The sequence below is a fragment of the Neobacillus endophyticus genome (assembly GCF_013248975.1).
Lineage (GTDB): Bacteria > Bacillota > Bacilli > Bacillales > Cytobacillaceae > Neobacillus > Neobacillus endophyticus.
In genome coordinates this window covers 3542836-3557755 of sequence record NZ_JABRWH010000001.1, presented here as the reverse complement: position 1 = coordinate 3557755, position 14920 = coordinate 3542836, and the positions used below count along the sequence as shown (strand labels likewise).

The following is a 14920-nucleotide window of genomic DNA, read 5'->3' as shown; positions in this document are numbered from 1 at the left end:
TATGTCAATATTATGAATGTTCACCAGTATTATCCTTTTATTTAGTTAAATAGTGTGATTTGAAAATATAGAAAACTCGCCGACTAGTGACTCAGGCAGGGCGAAGACTAAGTCGTAGTTGCCCTTATGCCTAATAAGAAAGTTACACTTTCATATCGGCGAACAAATAACCGAGCTTTCGCCCGGCTTAATTTCAACATTTTATGATTAAATTGCTTCTATGCCCAAGTGATTCCCCTCAAGCTCAAGTGCCAGTAGTTCTTCTTGTCTACTAATTTTATATAATGCCTCTGTCCATTGGTCATCATTCTGGTCCTCTTTTTCCAATCTTCTTAACACAGGAAAAATAGATGGCTTGAGAATATATCTTCCCATGACAGCGATATTTGAGGGGGCGTGGTGGATCGCAGGCCTATCTATTAAATCCGTTACTAAATAGATATCATCAGATTTACCTGATGAGTCAATAATGCCATATTTATTTACTTCCATTTCACCTACTTGTTTGACACCAATAAGCTGCGTTTCAAAATCATGAAAAACTTGTATTAATTGCTCTAAAGCAGGTGTTTCTGAAATGAAAATATCAACACTTTCTAAAACCGCAAATGGCTCATCTTCTATAAACGTCTCAGCACTTAGGATGGCATTGCTTAATCCCGCCGATTTATTATGATGAACATAGTGAATCTTTGTGTTGTTGTTTAGCGATTGAATTTCCTTTTGAAGCTGGATATGTTCCTTGTTTAATGGTTCTCCTTCTGTTTCGGTTGAAATTCCTTCTCCTCCTATTACGATCAAAATACTTTCTATTCCGGATCTGATTGCCTCTTCAATGATAGGTTGAATGGTATGCTGATCCATAACAGACCTCATTTCATCGGTCTTTAGAATAGTAGATTGAGGAATAGGGGTGATGGTTACGTCTACAGGTATAATGGCCTTCTTAATTTCCAATAGAATCATTCTCCTTTTCAAATGAATTTATGGAAAAGCGGTTTGGAACAGTTCGGGAAGAGCTTACTGCTGAGGATTAAGTATTCCTTTTTTCTTTGCTCTTATATAGAATTAGTACTGTCTGTATTGTGCACCTCAAACCTGAATTAGCCTTGAATGCAAGCTGAATGTTTCCTGAAAATCGAAACTAGTTGAAAACACATAAATTGAAATGGGAGATAATCAACATTTCAGTGCTTATTCAGATTCCATTCAGCTAATTTTCAGCTTTATAATAGATACTATTTCTACAAGACAATGGAGGTTTGGAACATGAATTCAATCGAAGGAATTAAAATTTTATTAGTTGATGATGAACCGCATATATTGCAATTTTTAGAATTTGGGTTATCCAATGAAGGATTTGAAGTAAAAACAGCATTAGATGGGATGACAGGCATTAATTTGGCCCAGGAGTTTCAGCCCCACATTGCTATATTAGATGTGATGATGCCCGGAATGGATGGATTTGAGGTATGCCGGATGATAAAAAAAAGCGGTGCACAAACCTCCATTATTATGCTGACAGCAAAAGATGAAGTAGAAGACCGTGTTAAAGGATTAACGATCGGTGCTGATGATTATGTGGTAAAGCCGTTTAGTTTTGAGGAATTGCTTGCAAGAATCCATGCTCGCTTGAGAAACCAATTCCCCAATCTGTTTAACGAGGTTACGTACGGCCCTTTTAAACTGGATGACCGCAGAAGAGAATTTGTCTATAACGGCAGAGTGTTGGAACTATCGCCAACAGAGTATGAACTACTTAAGTTTTTAGTGATGAACAACGGAATCGTATTAAGCAAAGGAATGATTTTAGATCGAGTATGGGGGTACGATTTCCAAGGGGAAGAAAATATCGTGGAAGTGTATATTCGCTCATTGCGCGATAAACTGCAGGATAAGGAACACCAAGTGATTCGTACCATTCGTGGGTCTGGTTACCGGGTCGATTTCCCATGATAAAACCGTTTAAAAAATTATTATTTCCCCGCTCTCTTCGATATCAGCTTTTAACAAGAACATTATTCATTTTGGCCTTTATCCTTCTTGTAATTGGGTTAGTCCAATATTGGGTAATGAAGGGTTTCCTTTACCAAAATGAAGCAGAAACACTGAATGCTAAGCTGATGTCTTTACCGAGAGATATCGCGTTAAATACGGATTCTGGCTATTTCAACCGCAAACCGGATATCCATACAGACGATAATCAACCGACTGAAAATCATTTCTTCTTTTTACAAGATATGTCCCTTGCACTTGTTGACAAGGACGGAAACTACACAGATCTATTGGGCAGCACCAGCATGAAGGCCCCTAAACTCTCGAAAAATGAATATAAAAGCATTTCTGAAGATTTTTCTAAGCATCAAAAAGTTCCGTATCAAATCGTGAAAAATTCAAAAGGAGTAGAGCAATTAATTGTTTTTAAGCCTACCGGAGGAGGAAAGCCTGATGAAATTCTGAAACAGTCTCCCAGCTTCCTTCAATTAGGAACAAATACAGCTTCACTCCAGAATATTCTTCTAAGGCAATTATTAACGTTTATCATTCTTTCAGTGGTTGCATTGGCAGCTGGACTCATGATCTATTTGCGAGTATTAAAAAAGACACTCGTACCATTATCCAAAATTGTCAGTGCGGTTAAAAAGACAAATGCCGGTAATTTAGCGGATCGGCTGCCGGAAGGACAAGGCCAAGAAGAAATCGACCACTTATCCCGCTCGTTTAATGCGATGCTAGAGCGATTGGAGAAATCCTTTGAGGATGAAAGAGAAACAAAAGAGCAAATGAGACGCTTCATTGCTGATGCCTCTCATGAACTAAGAACGCCGCTTACCTCTATTAATGGATTCGTTGAAGTGTTATTAAGAGGGGCTGCCAATCGTCCTGAGCAATTGTACAAAGCTTTAAATAGCATGCATGGTGAGACAAAACGAATTATTAAATTAGTGGAAGACTTATTGTTTCTGACTAAGCTGGATCAAGCACCGGCGTTACAGCTTTCTGAAACCAATCTTTCCTCATTATTAAAGGAAATGGAACCGCAATTAAGTGTCTTAGCGGGGAATCGGACTATCCAATTTGAACTTTTGGAACCTATGGTTGGTTTATATGAAACAAACAAGATCAAACAAGTTATCTTAAATTTGTTTAATAATGCCGTTCAGCATACGGATTCAAATACTGGAGAAATTAAAATCTCGCTTTCTAAAATGGAGCAAAAAGCCGTATTATCTATACAAGATAATGGGCCCGGAATTGGTAAGGAAAGTCTTCCCCACATTTTCGATCGATTTTATCGTGCAGATGCATCACGTACAAGGCTTTATGGAGGTGCGGGACTTGGCTTGGCCATTACTAAGTCCATTGTGGAAGCCCATAAAGGAAAAATTGAAGTGGATAGCCAACTTGGAAAAGGGGCAACTTTCCGTGTTTACCTGCCACTAGGATAAATAAAGAAAGCGGACAACGCCAATGCATTGTCCGCTTTTTTTCACCAATTTTAAACCCACTTTTTCTGGAAAGCCGCCATACTTTCATATTCTTGCTGCAATAGTCTTGAAACACGTATATAGATCGGCGTTAAATCCTCGTAAATCGCTACATTTTCGCTGTTTGGGGTATGATGATAGGTTGCACCGACCATTTCAGATACCACATTTAATGAATCCACTTCACCCAAACTGTATAAACCTAAAATAGCTGCTCCTAAGCATGAACTTTCGAAGCTCTCCGGAATATAGACATCCTGATTAAAGATATCTGCCATCATTTGCCGCCATAGCTCTGATCTCGCAAAACCCCCGGTTGCGTGAATCTTCTTAGGCTCTCCAATTAACTCTGTCAATGCCAGCAAAACAGTATATAAATTAAAGATTACCCCTTCAAGGATGGCACGAATAAGATGTTCTTTCTTATGGTGCATACCAAGTCCAAAAAATGATCCCCTGGCATTTGAGTCCCATAACGGAGCTCTCTCCCCTGCCAAATATGGATGGAACAATAATCCATCTGCCCCTGGCGTTACTCGGTCGGCTATTTCAGTCAATATATCATATGGATCTTTTCCTAAACGCTTGGCAGCAGCTGCTTCTGTTTCACCCAGTTGATCCCTGGCCCAACGGAAAATCATGCCTCCATTATTAACAGGGCCGCCAATCACCCAATGATTTTCTGTTAACGCATAGCAGAAAATTCTACCTTTCGGATCCGTAATCGGCTTGTCAGACACTGCACGAATGGCTCCGCTTGTCCCGATCGTTACTGCTACAACACCTGGATCAATGGCGTCTACACCTAAATTGGATAACACGCCATCACCTGCACCAACTACAAATGGGGTTGAACTAAGCAAGTTCATTTCTTTTGCAAAAGATTCATTCATTCCGGTTAATCTGTAAGTGGTCGGAACTGGTTCAGACAGCTGTTTAGGAGTCACTCCAGCAATATTTAAAGCCTCCTCATCCCACGCTAACGTATAGATATTAAATAAACCTGTTGAGGAAGCGATCGAGTAATCCACCACATATTTTCCAAACAGCTTATAAAAAATATATTCTTTTATGGAAATAAATTTATAAGTTTTCGAAAATAACTCAGAATAATCATTTCTCAACCAAACTAACTTGGCTAGCGGTGACATAGGATGGATCGGCGTACCAGTACGCAAATAAATTTCATGTCCATTCATTTCTGTTTTAATTTTTTCAACCCAATCTGAACTACGGTTATCTGCCCATGTTATACATTCTGTTAACGGTTTGCCTTCTTGGTCCACAGCTATAACACTATGCATAGCTGAACTAAATGACACACATAGAATATCTTTAGGCTCTACATGGCTTTCTTGCATGATTTTCTTCACCGTATTTATTACGGCACTAAAAATTTCTTCTGGATTTTGTTCCGCCGTTTCCGGTGTTGGAGAAAATAAAGGATATTCAATTCCATGATTTGAAATAACTTTTCCGTCTTTTGCATAAAGAACAGCTTTAGCACTGGTCGTTCCAATATCAACACCGATTACATATTTTGTTTTCATTAATTGTTCCTCCTTGAAAACTCGCTGATGTTAAAGAAAACTCGCCGATTGCCTAACCCAAAAGGGCGATGCCAGAGGCGCAGTTGCCTATTAATGCCTGATAAGAAAGCAATACTTTCCTCTCATATAACAACCTTCACTTTAAAAATGCTTCCAAATCTTTTTTAAAAGGCCTTGTTCTTTCAATAGAATCTTTCTAATATAATATTTAAGAAAATTTTTTTCATCTATCTACTATTATACGAAATTTTTTTTAATTAATAAATCATTTATCATGAAAATTTTTTTCACTTATTTCATATGCTATACTTTACTTAGGTCTATTACGAAAGGAACAAATGTAATGTCACTTACTTGCCTAGGAGCCATTCGATCCTCTTACCATAAATTTAGCGAAAAGGAAAAAAAAATCGCCGATTATATATTGGAAAAGCCCGAATTAGTGATACATCAGGCTATTAATGAAGTTGCTAATGATTTAAATATTGCGGATGCAACGGTATTTCGCTTTTCTAAGCGAATCGGATTTAAAGGCTTTCAAGCGATGAAAATTGCACTGGCATCAGAATTATTAATGCAAAAGCGATCGGATCAAGAGGAACCTACCACAAATGATGATGAAATGACCCTTACCAAAAAAATTTTCAATTCCAATATAAAAATACTGCAAAACACATTAGATATGATTGATAAACATTCTTTAAAAAAAGCAATCGAAAATATTCACATGGCAAAACGGGTTGAATTTTACGGCACCGGCAGATCCGCGGTCATCGCCATGGATGCTGCTCAAAAGTTCATGAATGCGGGTTTAAGAGCTGCAGCTTTTCCTGACCCCAGTTTTCAGCTCATGTCAGCTACTCACTTAACAAAAGACGATGTCGCCATCTTTATTTCCCATTCCGGCTCGAATAAAGAAACCATGAATATTTTAAAAGCTGCAAACGCTGCTGGTGCGAAAACGATTGGAATTACAGCGTTCCCAAAATCACCTATCAGTTTAAACGTAAATATTGGCCTTTATACCTACGCAGATGGTACAGAATATTTGCCTTTAGAGTTTGCATCTCAAGTTGCCCAAATTTGCCTTATTGACGCACTATGTTACCATATCTTTCAACAAAAAAGCCAAAGGACTTCATAATCGTCCTAAAACACAAAAACTCCCTCAAATGATAATGAGGGAGTTTTTCATTTATACAAACATATTAACGATTAATGCCACTCCGAAAGCTACAAATGAAAGGATCGTTTCTAATACTGTCCACGTTTTGAATGTTTCTTTCACGCTTAGGCCCATGTATTCTTTTACCATCCAGAAGCCTGCATCATTCACATGTGAGAACATTAAAGATCCAGCTCCTGTCACAATAACAAGCAGCTCAAGGTTAACACCTGACATATGTTGAATGATAGGTGATACGATTCCCGCAGCTGTTGTTAGCGCGACCGTAGCAGAGCCAGTTGCAATACGGATCAGGCCAGCAATACAGAAAGCTAAAACAAGCGGTGATAAATTCAAATGCTGGGACATATTTCCGATCGTAGCCCCTACACCGCTATCGATTAGAATTTGTTTAAAACCGCCGCCGGCACCAATGATTAAAATGATAGAGCCTACTGGCAAAATACAATCTTCTACAAGTTTCTTTATACCGTTTTTATCAATACCTTGACGAATGCCAAGGAAATAAAACGCTGCAAAGCATGCGATCAAAAGTGCAATCAGCGGGCTTCCAATAAAGATGAATGCTTTTTTCAAACTATCGGTAAGTGCTGTATATGGTGCAATAGCTGATAAAATCATCAAAATGACTGGCAGTAAAATAATAAAGAATGAAATTCCTGTACTTGGCAGCTTTTTAGCAGCCATATTAATTCTAATTAACTGAGGTTCCCCTTCAGGTACAACCCTTTTATGAATAAATTTAGCATATAATGGACCAGCGATAATTACTGACGGAATCGCAATAAGAATCGAGTACATTAGAACTTTACCAAGGTTGGCTTTATAAATGCCAATTGCGGCAATTGCCCCAGGATGCGGAGGTACTAAACCGTGTACAATGGACAATCCTGCAATGGCAGGTAATGCAATGAGTAAAATATTTTGTTTCGTTGTTTTCTGAAGTGAAATTACCAATGGCAAAACAATTAAAATACCTACTTCAAAGAATACTGGAAGACCGATAATGAAACCTGCAACCATCATGGCCCAAGGAAGTTTTTTAACACCAAAGGTTTTGACAAAAAAGTTCGCTACCTGCAGCCCTGCTCCAGATTCAGCCATCATTTTCCCCAAGATGGTCCCCAACGCTAGTATTCCGACCAAATGGCCCAAAACACCGCCAACACCTGTTTCGTATCCGCTTACGATTTTATCCATTGATAGACCGGAAAAGATCGCTAGGAATAAACTTGCAATGGTTAAGCTTATGAAAGCATGCCATTTAAAAACTGAGACACCGATAATAACAATTATGATTGCCAATAACGTAATAATTAGATGAAACATTAATTTTCCCACCTTCCCCTTCTTATTGATGTTTCTCTATCAATAAGCTTATCATTCTCTCTTTAAGATTGATTATTCGGCTCAATAATAGATGAAAGCACTTTCAAACTATATGCTTATTATATGAAAAAAATTTTCTTTTATCAATGTTTTTATGAAAAAAAAATTAATTTAATATATTCCCCATTTTTCTCCAAGTGGGTCATTTGAACAAGCAATCCCCGCCACCTCTTCATTTAATATAGAAATGTGAAAGCGAGGTGATTGATATGGCGAATGATGTTTCTATTCCTCGTCCACCAGATGTTGTCACAATTCTCTGGGAAAGAAATCCATTAGATCGACAAGCTCCAAGAACGATTGTTGAAGCTTCAGTTATTGGCAGTGCAGACGGATGCAGCCGTTTCTTACGGACTGGACGCCGCTATACTTCTGCAAGAAATTGCTTGCTAGATAATGGCTTCGAACAAATCTTAAGTGAGAGTTTTGGCGTATTTGGTGTTTCTGTATTTGTTAGATTTAGTTAAATAAGAATGTATTTTAAAGCCCCTTTCGGAAAATTGATTTGGGGCTTTTTTTCATCAAATTTTGGCCCAAAATAATCAGGACAATAATGAGGTACATAATATAGATCATCGGATGTTGATCGTTTCACATTATTTGCGTAAATGAATTAAGTTCATTAAAATTGATGCAGCGAATGAAGAAATATTTATATTGCATTTTGATCACCTTTAAGAATCTTGACCGGAGGGAACACCAACATGCAGGAAAATGCAGAATATGAAAATACACGTATCGAAATTGGACTATACACGCTTGGAGATTTATGTCCTGACCCGAGTACAGGAAAAACGTTAAGTGCCCAGCAAAGAATAAAAGAAATCATTGCAGCAGCTAAACTAGCAGATGAGGCTGGACTCGATGTTTTTGGTGTAGGTGAACACCATCGATTAGACTATGCCATTTCCTCACCGCCTGTAGTATTGGCAGCCATTGCCCAGCAAACTAAACATATTAAACTGACAAGTGCCACCACCGTGTTAAGTACTGTTGATCCTGTCAGACTGTTCGAAGATTTCGCCACACTGGATTTACTCTCAGAAGGTCGTGCAGAAATCATCGCAGGCAGGGGCGCTTTTTTGGAGTCCTTCCCGCTTTTTGGTTTTAGTACAAATGACTATGATCCATTATTTTTAGAAAATCTGGATTTATTTTTGAAGCTTAACGAAAATGAGAGAATATCTTGGAACGGACACTTTCGTTCTTCCTTGGAGGATGTCGAAATTGCTCCTCGGCCATTGCAAAACCAGATTCCTATCTGGGTTGGTATTGGAGGTACGCCGGAAAGTGCTGCCCGAGCTGGCAGATTTGGTGTCGGAATGGCAATCGCTATTCTTGGAGGAGATCCAGCAAGATTTAAACCTCTGGTCGATCTATATCGTAAAACGGGCATCGAGGCCGGTCATCCCGCTGGAAATCTCAACGTCGGCATTACGGGACACGGCTATTTAGCAAAGACTTCGCAGCAAGCCAGAGATGAATTTTATCCCTATTATTCAAATTATTGGTCCATCGTAAATCGTCAACGCGGTGTGGGCGGCCAGTTGTCACGAGATGACTTCGAAGAACTAACAGCTCCGAATACACCATTGTTTGTAGGCAGTCCACAAGAAATAGTTGAAAAAATCCTTCATCAATATGAATTGTTTGGTCATACACGATTTCTGGCTCAGATGGATATCGGCGGAGTTCCTTATAAGAATATAGCTAAAAGTATCGAGCTGTTAGCATTTGAGGTTGCTCCGATTGTAAGGAAGGAAATAAGTAAGTCATGTAATTAGAAAAAATCACTCAAGCGGATCACTATTGATTCACTTGAGTTTTTTCTTTTTTCCCTTACTTACAGATCCGATCGGTCAAATGAAAGAATTACATCCATCCATAAACAAGGGGCGACGATCGCTTCATGTCCGTCAATCTATCGCATAGTAAATTTAGATATGAACTAGAACTAAATCCCCCCTCTTTTTTTTCACATAGAATGAAACGACAAATACTTATCTATTGATGTTTTTCGATAGTAGATTTACTCATAATTACTCAACAAAGGGGAGGAACCATCGCATTTCATAAGAAAGTGACGATGAAAACAGAGCCTATATAAACAGGAATGAAAGGAAAAATATTGAATTATACTCTTACAAGGAAAATACCCTTGAAAAGATCGGAAAGGTTGTGAGTATATGAGACTTCAGGATGTACAGCCCCAGAAAAACTTCAGTTACATCTTCGTTCAATTTCCTGGAATGAAAATGAATGTCCCTACACTCTCAAACAGTGAGGGGAAGGCGGTGAAAGAAGAAATTGCTTTATGTGTCCAATTGAGCAGTAAACAAAAAGTCGACGATGTGTACCTGGTTCATACAAACAACATTAAACCATTCGACTTTACAGATGAAGAAATAGGGGCAAAAGCATCTTACCGTGTCATTAAGAAAAAAGAAGACTCTCTAGACTCACCCCTGAATAAATCCGAGAATAGGTTCACATGGATAACAGAAGAGCTGGCGATCGTTCAAAAGAAAACGGAAACAGGATATGACTTCGTCTTAGTTATAAATAACACTGAGATCGGGAAAATCGCTTCAATTGAGGAAGAATTCCACACTGCTGCAAACATTCCCTTGCAGCATAATAAAGAAGTAGAAGAGGAATTAGCTGCCAATAAGATTAAGAACAAGAAGAGAAGCGTCTTTGGGATATTAGTAAGCAAGAGGACATCTTTTGGAGATCGAACATTTCAGGAAAATGAATGTTCCACACCAATCCGAATTTATACAGAGGAATGGAAAAGAAAAGTTACCGGATTCTCTCCTGCGGCATTAGATTTTATCGGTCCAGGTGATCATAACCAACCCAGTTTCATGTTGAGAGGAGGGTAAGAAATCGATCAATTAACGAAAATACTGTATTGATAAGCTTATTAACGGATATAAAGAAAACTTGGCGACTGGCGAGCCCGTTTGTTTGGGCGAAGACAGAGGTGTAGTCCACCGTAAAGCACAGCTTTTCGACTGCGAGGCTAATGCTAACACAGCATTCCTTAGTGCACTTATGCCTGATTGGAGAGTTACATTTTCCTATCGTCCAAATACGGAAGAAATGTATGATTCTTCTTTTTTAATATAGATTTAAAAAAAGGAAGGAAAGGAGTCAAAAAGAGAAGCTTAGATATAAACAGGGAGAAACATCATATTAAATGAGAGACTTAACAAAAATGTTAAGTCTTTTTTATTTTAATAATTTTGAACTTGACTCCCGGCTTTATATTCCTTAAAGGAAAAGCTAAAAAGTTTCCGTTCCACTCTTCCCTTGTTACCGATTAGGTTAAACCAATTTTGTCCAACATAAAAAGCATTCGTAAGCAATTTATCGATAACAAATGAAATTCGAGCATACTCTTCCCCCGGCTCAAATTTCGTTTTAGAAGATAAGGCCAAAATAAAATAGTTTTTATATGTATCTACTTCAAGAGCCTGCAAATAATATAGACCGCTTTGCCTTTGATTGAAATCATCCAGAACGGCTTTAATACTTTTTTCAATATTTATTTCATATTTGTTGGCATCTTTCAAGGAAGATAAACGAGAATTAAAAATTGACATTGTCAGAATATAGTGGCCCTCATAATTTTGGGGATCAAAAACTTTTCTCCCTACTTGCTTTTCCTCTACTGGTACCACAATAAAATTTTTATAATCAGCAAAGAATTTTTCATTCATCAATATTTACCTTCTTTCACTCTTGATGGGATGGATAAATATTTGTCGTTATGTTATATATTCCATTTAAAAAACCAAAAATCCTGCCTATTCTTCACAATTCTACATTTATCACCATAATTAGGAATTTAGTCCTTTCATGAAGTTTTTCATAAAAAATGAATGTTTATAAAATAGCTAGAAAAAAACTTTCGCAAAGAAAAATCCCCTTCAAGTTTCATATACAAAAAGAGGATTTTTCACCTATTTTCTTTATATATACATTTATTTTTTCTTATTTTTTTTGTTTGCTTTTTTCGCATTATTATTGTTTTTGCTATTGCCATTCTTAGAAGCTCCAGCATTTTGTTTTTTATTGTTGTTAGCTTTATTTGCCATTTTGTTCACCCCTTCAGCATATTAAATAAATTGGTCTAAAACTCTATATAGAATATTCAGATCAAGTGAAAAATTACAAAATGAGACACAAAAAAAAGGCGTTTTCAACCGCCTTTTTTTGTTCGAAAAGAGTTTATGAGCACCTTTGATTATGAAAGTAAATAATTTCAGAAAGAAATTCACAGTCTTTGACTTTCCCGGAAGATTTTCTTGCTTCTTTTTCTGTGTGAAATTCATACATTCTAATATTTTGATTATCTGAAAAAATAGTAATAACCCACACGTAAATATACACCCTTTTAAGAGTGGGTACTCCCCTGTCTCTACTCCAGCTGGAGCATCGCCACATCCGCACCAGGCAACAGGTTTAGAAAATCAGAAATTTCTTTTAACACAGCCTAAAGAAAAAAGAAGTCGTATGCTAACGGCTTCTTTATATGAAACTCCAATATCTATTAGGATATCCCTTAAGAACACATATGTTACTTTATAATCACAATTGCTTGTTTACCCATTTGTTCCCACGCTTCCTCAAAACTTCGTCTGTTTACTCTTTCGTTTTTTTCACCGTATGGGTTATTGATATAGATATAATTATGATCATAACCAGTTATGACAACACTATGCTCCTTAAAGGTAATTTGGATGGTTCCTTGTGGTGTATGCCATCTTTCAAAATTTGAAACTGGAGCAAATGTTTCCGTTGTAATAATCCACACCGGCTCACCTTGACTTACTCTATTTAAAATATCGTTAAATGAATGGTTTGTTAAGTTTATAGCCTTAGCTCCCGCATATTGCCTTGCTAAGTTGTAAATAGGGCCATTATATACGGCATATCCTGGTCCTGTTTCCATATTGCCTACAAACCCAACGTTTGGATTACCTTTTAGGCCATTACTGTAAATAAGTGGGACTCTTTTTATACTTTTGGCTAATACATTTTTGGTTACATGGTAACCGTTGTAATTAAGAATCATGGCAAGGCTTGTTACCTCACAACCGTTATAAAGCCGTGGTGGGTCAAGTTGATTAATAAGAGCAACATTTAATATTTTGCTTGTCGCTGCAATTGGCTGTTTTTGCATCGGGATACTTGTTACCTGCTGTTTTTGAGGAGTTTGATTCTGTATTGTCTGTTTTTGTATGGATTGTGTCTGCTCTTGTTGTTCTTTTATTGGTTCCTTTACAGCTAGGGCTATTTCGCGCATTGATAACGATTTGGTTTTTACGGTCGGAGATGAAGTGGTCATCCCCTTATGTATCATGAAGGTGACTGAAAAAGTTAGAAATAGAGCCATGAAAACAAAGAATATAATGACTATTTTCTTTCGTAAAGAAATGAGTCCTCCTCCTCTTCTTCTTGGAATAATTACTAAACTATCACAATTTTACTATATGAAAAAAATCTTAACTTTCCCTTAATTTGTTAACTGAAACACAGGTGCTTGATTTTAATAGAGGAAAATTTTGATTTTTTGTATACGTTCTAGAAGCACAGCTTAATTGTTCGTGAATAAGCTATTTATAATAGTGGGTTTTTGTCAGACTAAAAGCAGTTGATATGGTTGGTCATTCTGCAGACCACTTTGATTTTTCAGGGACAATTTAATGGGGGGAAGGAAGATTGCAGGCTTACCGTGTAAAAGGGACGAATAGCAAAGTGAAAGTGATGGAAATCTCGGCTGATGGGAAAGTAAAGGTTAAAAATTTAGAAACGCACGAGGTCTATGAAATATCACAACAAGCCTTTGATATGGCCTTTGAACCTACCGATTATTCTATACTTGATTTAGAAACAGTCAAGCAGCAAGCTCAAAATTTCCAATTGACAGAATCAGAAATTGATACCATCATCGAAACAGCTAAAATTGAAATTGTTGAACTTTTTGGAAAGTGCACTCTTGTTGCCGTTCAACTGGCAAATGGTTTTATCCTCACAGAATCAACCACGAGCGCAGATCCTAAAAACTATAATAAGGATGTTAATGCCAAGCTTTGTTTAGAACGCATCAAAAAAAGAATTTGGGAATTGGAAGAATACAAATATCAAAGTTTACAAGTTGATTAAAAGGAAGGGCCAGTGGTGTAAAAGTCACTGGCCTTTTCATATTTCTATAATTAAGGGCGGAAAATTTGCAATTACTTTTTAATTAGTTCTTCTAAATTCAATTTTCGTTTCCTCATCCATCCATCACCTCTTATTAAAATTATACCAATTTATGTAACATGTATTTATCTTAAAATTTACAATTATTAGAACTTTTTCTGCGATGTTTGATTCACCAGGTTAAATACAGATAATAAACAGGGCTATAAGGATTTGATTTTGGGCTGAACCCTCTAGAAGTAAGAAAAATTCTTTCTATTTAACCAACTAATTTGCTTAAATTGGCTAAAACTTTTAAAAGGGTCCGTGATGTAAAAATCACAAACCCTTAAAAATGGAATCACTTATTTTTAGTAATATTTCCATTCCATCGTAAAGCCCCTAAATCAAAATGAGGATGACAGATGGATTTAAATTTTCTATATTCATCTTCAAGTTCTGATAGTGATAATTCAAAAAGATGCTTATCTTCCTTTTTATACACACTAAAAGCAATCAATTTATCTATTAATTTATTTCGTCTATTTTCAATTGCTTTTTGAAGCCTATTCTTCAGACCCAATCCCTCCATTTATAGCTATGTTTATTGTGCTGTTAGCTGTTAAACTTGGCTGTTGATTTCCTCTCCAATCAACAGTTTGTAAAGAATCCATCGTGTTCTTTAAACATAGCCAATTAATTTAATAATACAGTAATTAACAGTTAAAACCATTTTCACTTAGAACTTGAACAAATGAACCAACTTCCACGCTTAAGGTGAGTTTCAGTTTTGCATTTGTCCTGTTTTAATAAAATCATATAACCTCTTTTTAAGTCCTTCATGACCAAATCGTATAAATTTGTTCTGATTTTGCCCAATATGATTAGGCTTAACAAATTCTAAGAATCCTAGAATTTGAATCCTGCGGTGATGTATATTGATAATTCCATAGTCAAAGAACCATTGATCAATGGTGTTATAAACTCCTCTATTAATCATATAGTGGTGATTGCACCATTGGTAAAATTGTAAATCTGGTAAATTAAGATATTTACTGGATTCGAAAGAGTTCTCCTTATGGTTAGATGCAATTTTCCTCACTGTTTTCATCTCA

General features: G+C 36.8%; 14 protein-coding genes. 7 read left to right on the top strand and 7 right to left on the bottom strand.

The features are described from left to right. Positions 1 to 207 precede the first annotated feature (207 nt). Positions 208 to 957, bottom strand: a complete 750-nt coding sequence (locus HPT25_RS17600) for a sugar phosphate nucleotidyltransferase (protein WP_173066999.1) — start codon at positions 955 to 957, stop codon at positions 208 to 210. 312 nt (positions 958 to 1269) lie between these two features. On the opposite strand from HPT25_RS17600, the gene HPT25_RS17595 reads away from it, so the two are divergent. Both HPT25_RS17595 and HPT25_RS17590 read left to right on the top strand, forming a co-directional pair. Further along, the gene (locus HPT25_RS17595; RefSeq protein ID WP_173066996.1) at positions 1270 to 1956 is read left to right on the top strand and encodes a response regulator transcription factor; all 687 of its coding nucleotides are present in this window, start codon (positions 1270 to 1272) and stop codon (positions 1954 to 1956) included. Further along, positions 1953 to 3449: a sensor histidine kinase gene (locus HPT25_RS17590; protein WP_173066993.1), complete on the top strand. Its 1497-nt coding sequence runs from the start codon at positions 1953 to 1955 to the stop codon at positions 3447 to 3449. Before HPT25_RS17595 ends, HPT25_RS17590 begins: the two co-directional genes overlap by 4 nt. Before the next feature lie 50 nt (positions 3450 to 3499). Here HPT25_RS17590 and gntK read toward each other — a convergent pair whose 3' ends face one another. After that, positions 3500 to 5038 (bottom strand): gluconokinase, encoded by a 1539-nt coding sequence (gene gntK / locus HPT25_RS17585; protein WP_173066990.1) that lies wholly within the window; start codon positions 5036 to 5038, stop codon positions 3500 to 3502. A 343-nt stretch (positions 5039 to 5381) separates the two neighbouring features. Here gntK and HPT25_RS17580 point away from each other — a divergent pair, with 343 nt between their 5' ends. Beyond that, the gene (locus HPT25_RS17580) at positions 5382 to 6182 is read left to right on the top strand and encodes a MurR/RpiR family transcriptional regulator (protein ID WP_173066987.1); all 801 of its coding nucleotides are present in this window, start codon (positions 5382 to 5384) and stop codon (positions 6180 to 6182) included. A gap of 51 nt (positions 6183 to 6233) precedes the next feature. Here HPT25_RS17580 and HPT25_RS17575 read toward each other — a convergent pair whose 3' ends face one another. Next, positions 6234 to 7553, bottom strand: a complete 1320-nt coding sequence (locus tag HPT25_RS17575; RefSeq protein WP_173066984.1) for a GntT/GntP/DsdX family permease — start codon at positions 7551 to 7553, stop codon at positions 6234 to 6236. 269 nt (positions 7554 to 7822) lie between these two features. On the opposite strand from HPT25_RS17575, the gene HPT25_RS17570 reads away from it, so the two are divergent. The 3 genes from HPT25_RS17570 (at position 7823) to HPT25_RS17560 (ending at position 10498) form a co-directional block, all read left to right on the top strand. Next, positions 7823 to 8080, top strand: coding sequence for a hypothetical protein (locus HPT25_RS17570; protein ID WP_173066981.1), 258 nt, complete (start codon positions 7823 to 7825; stop codon positions 8078 to 8080). Positions 8081 to 8317: 237 nt separating this feature from the next. Then, positions 8318 to 9397 (top strand): LLM class flavin-dependent oxidoreductase, encoded by a 1080-nt coding sequence (locus tag HPT25_RS17565; protein WP_173066977.1) that lies wholly within the window; start codon positions 8318 to 8320, stop codon positions 9395 to 9397. Positions 9398 to 9799: 402 nt separating this feature from the next. Next, the gene (locus tag HPT25_RS17560) at positions 9800 to 10498 is read left to right on the top strand and encodes a hypothetical protein (RefSeq protein WP_173066974.1); all 699 of its coding nucleotides are present in this window, start codon (positions 9800 to 9802) and stop codon (positions 10496 to 10498) included. A gap of 354 nt (positions 10499 to 10852) precedes the next feature. Here the strand turns inward: HPT25_RS17560 and HPT25_RS17555 are convergent, their stop codons facing one another. Next, positions 10853 to 11338, bottom strand: coding sequence for a hypothetical protein (locus HPT25_RS17555; protein WP_173066971.1), 486 nt, complete (start codon positions 11336 to 11338; stop codon positions 10853 to 10855). An 860-nt stretch (positions 11339 to 12198) separates the two neighbouring features. Beyond that, positions 12199 to 12984, bottom strand: a complete 786-nt coding sequence (locus HPT25_RS17550) for a C39 family peptidase (RefSeq protein ID WP_246277215.1) — start codon at positions 12982 to 12984, stop codon at positions 12199 to 12201. A 359-nt stretch (positions 12985 to 13343) separates the two neighbouring features. On the opposite strand from HPT25_RS17550, the gene HPT25_RS17545 reads away from it, so the two are divergent. Then, on the top strand, positions 13344 to 13787 hold the full coding sequence (locus HPT25_RS17545) for a Gp49 family protein (RefSeq protein WP_173066968.1): 444 nt from the start codon (positions 13344 to 13346) through the stop codon (positions 13785 to 13787). Between the two features lie 379 nt (positions 13788 to 14166). Here HPT25_RS17545 and HPT25_RS17540 read toward each other — a convergent pair whose 3' ends face one another. Together HPT25_RS17540 and HPT25_RS17535 are read right to left on the bottom strand one after the other, a co-directional pair. Further along, positions 14167 to 14397 carry a Fur-regulated basic protein FbpA gene (locus HPT25_RS17540; protein ID WP_246277214.1) on the bottom strand — a complete coding sequence of 77 codons (231 nt, stop codon included), beginning with the start codon at positions 14395 to 14397 and terminating at the stop codon, positions 14167 to 14169. Positions 14398 to 14589: 192 nt separating this feature from the next. Next, complete coding sequence (locus HPT25_RS17535; RefSeq protein ID WP_173066964.1) at positions 14590 to 14916, bottom strand: hypothetical protein; 327 nt, start codon at positions 14914 to 14916, stop codon at positions 14590 to 14592. Positions 14917 to 14920: the final 4 nt, after the last annotated feature.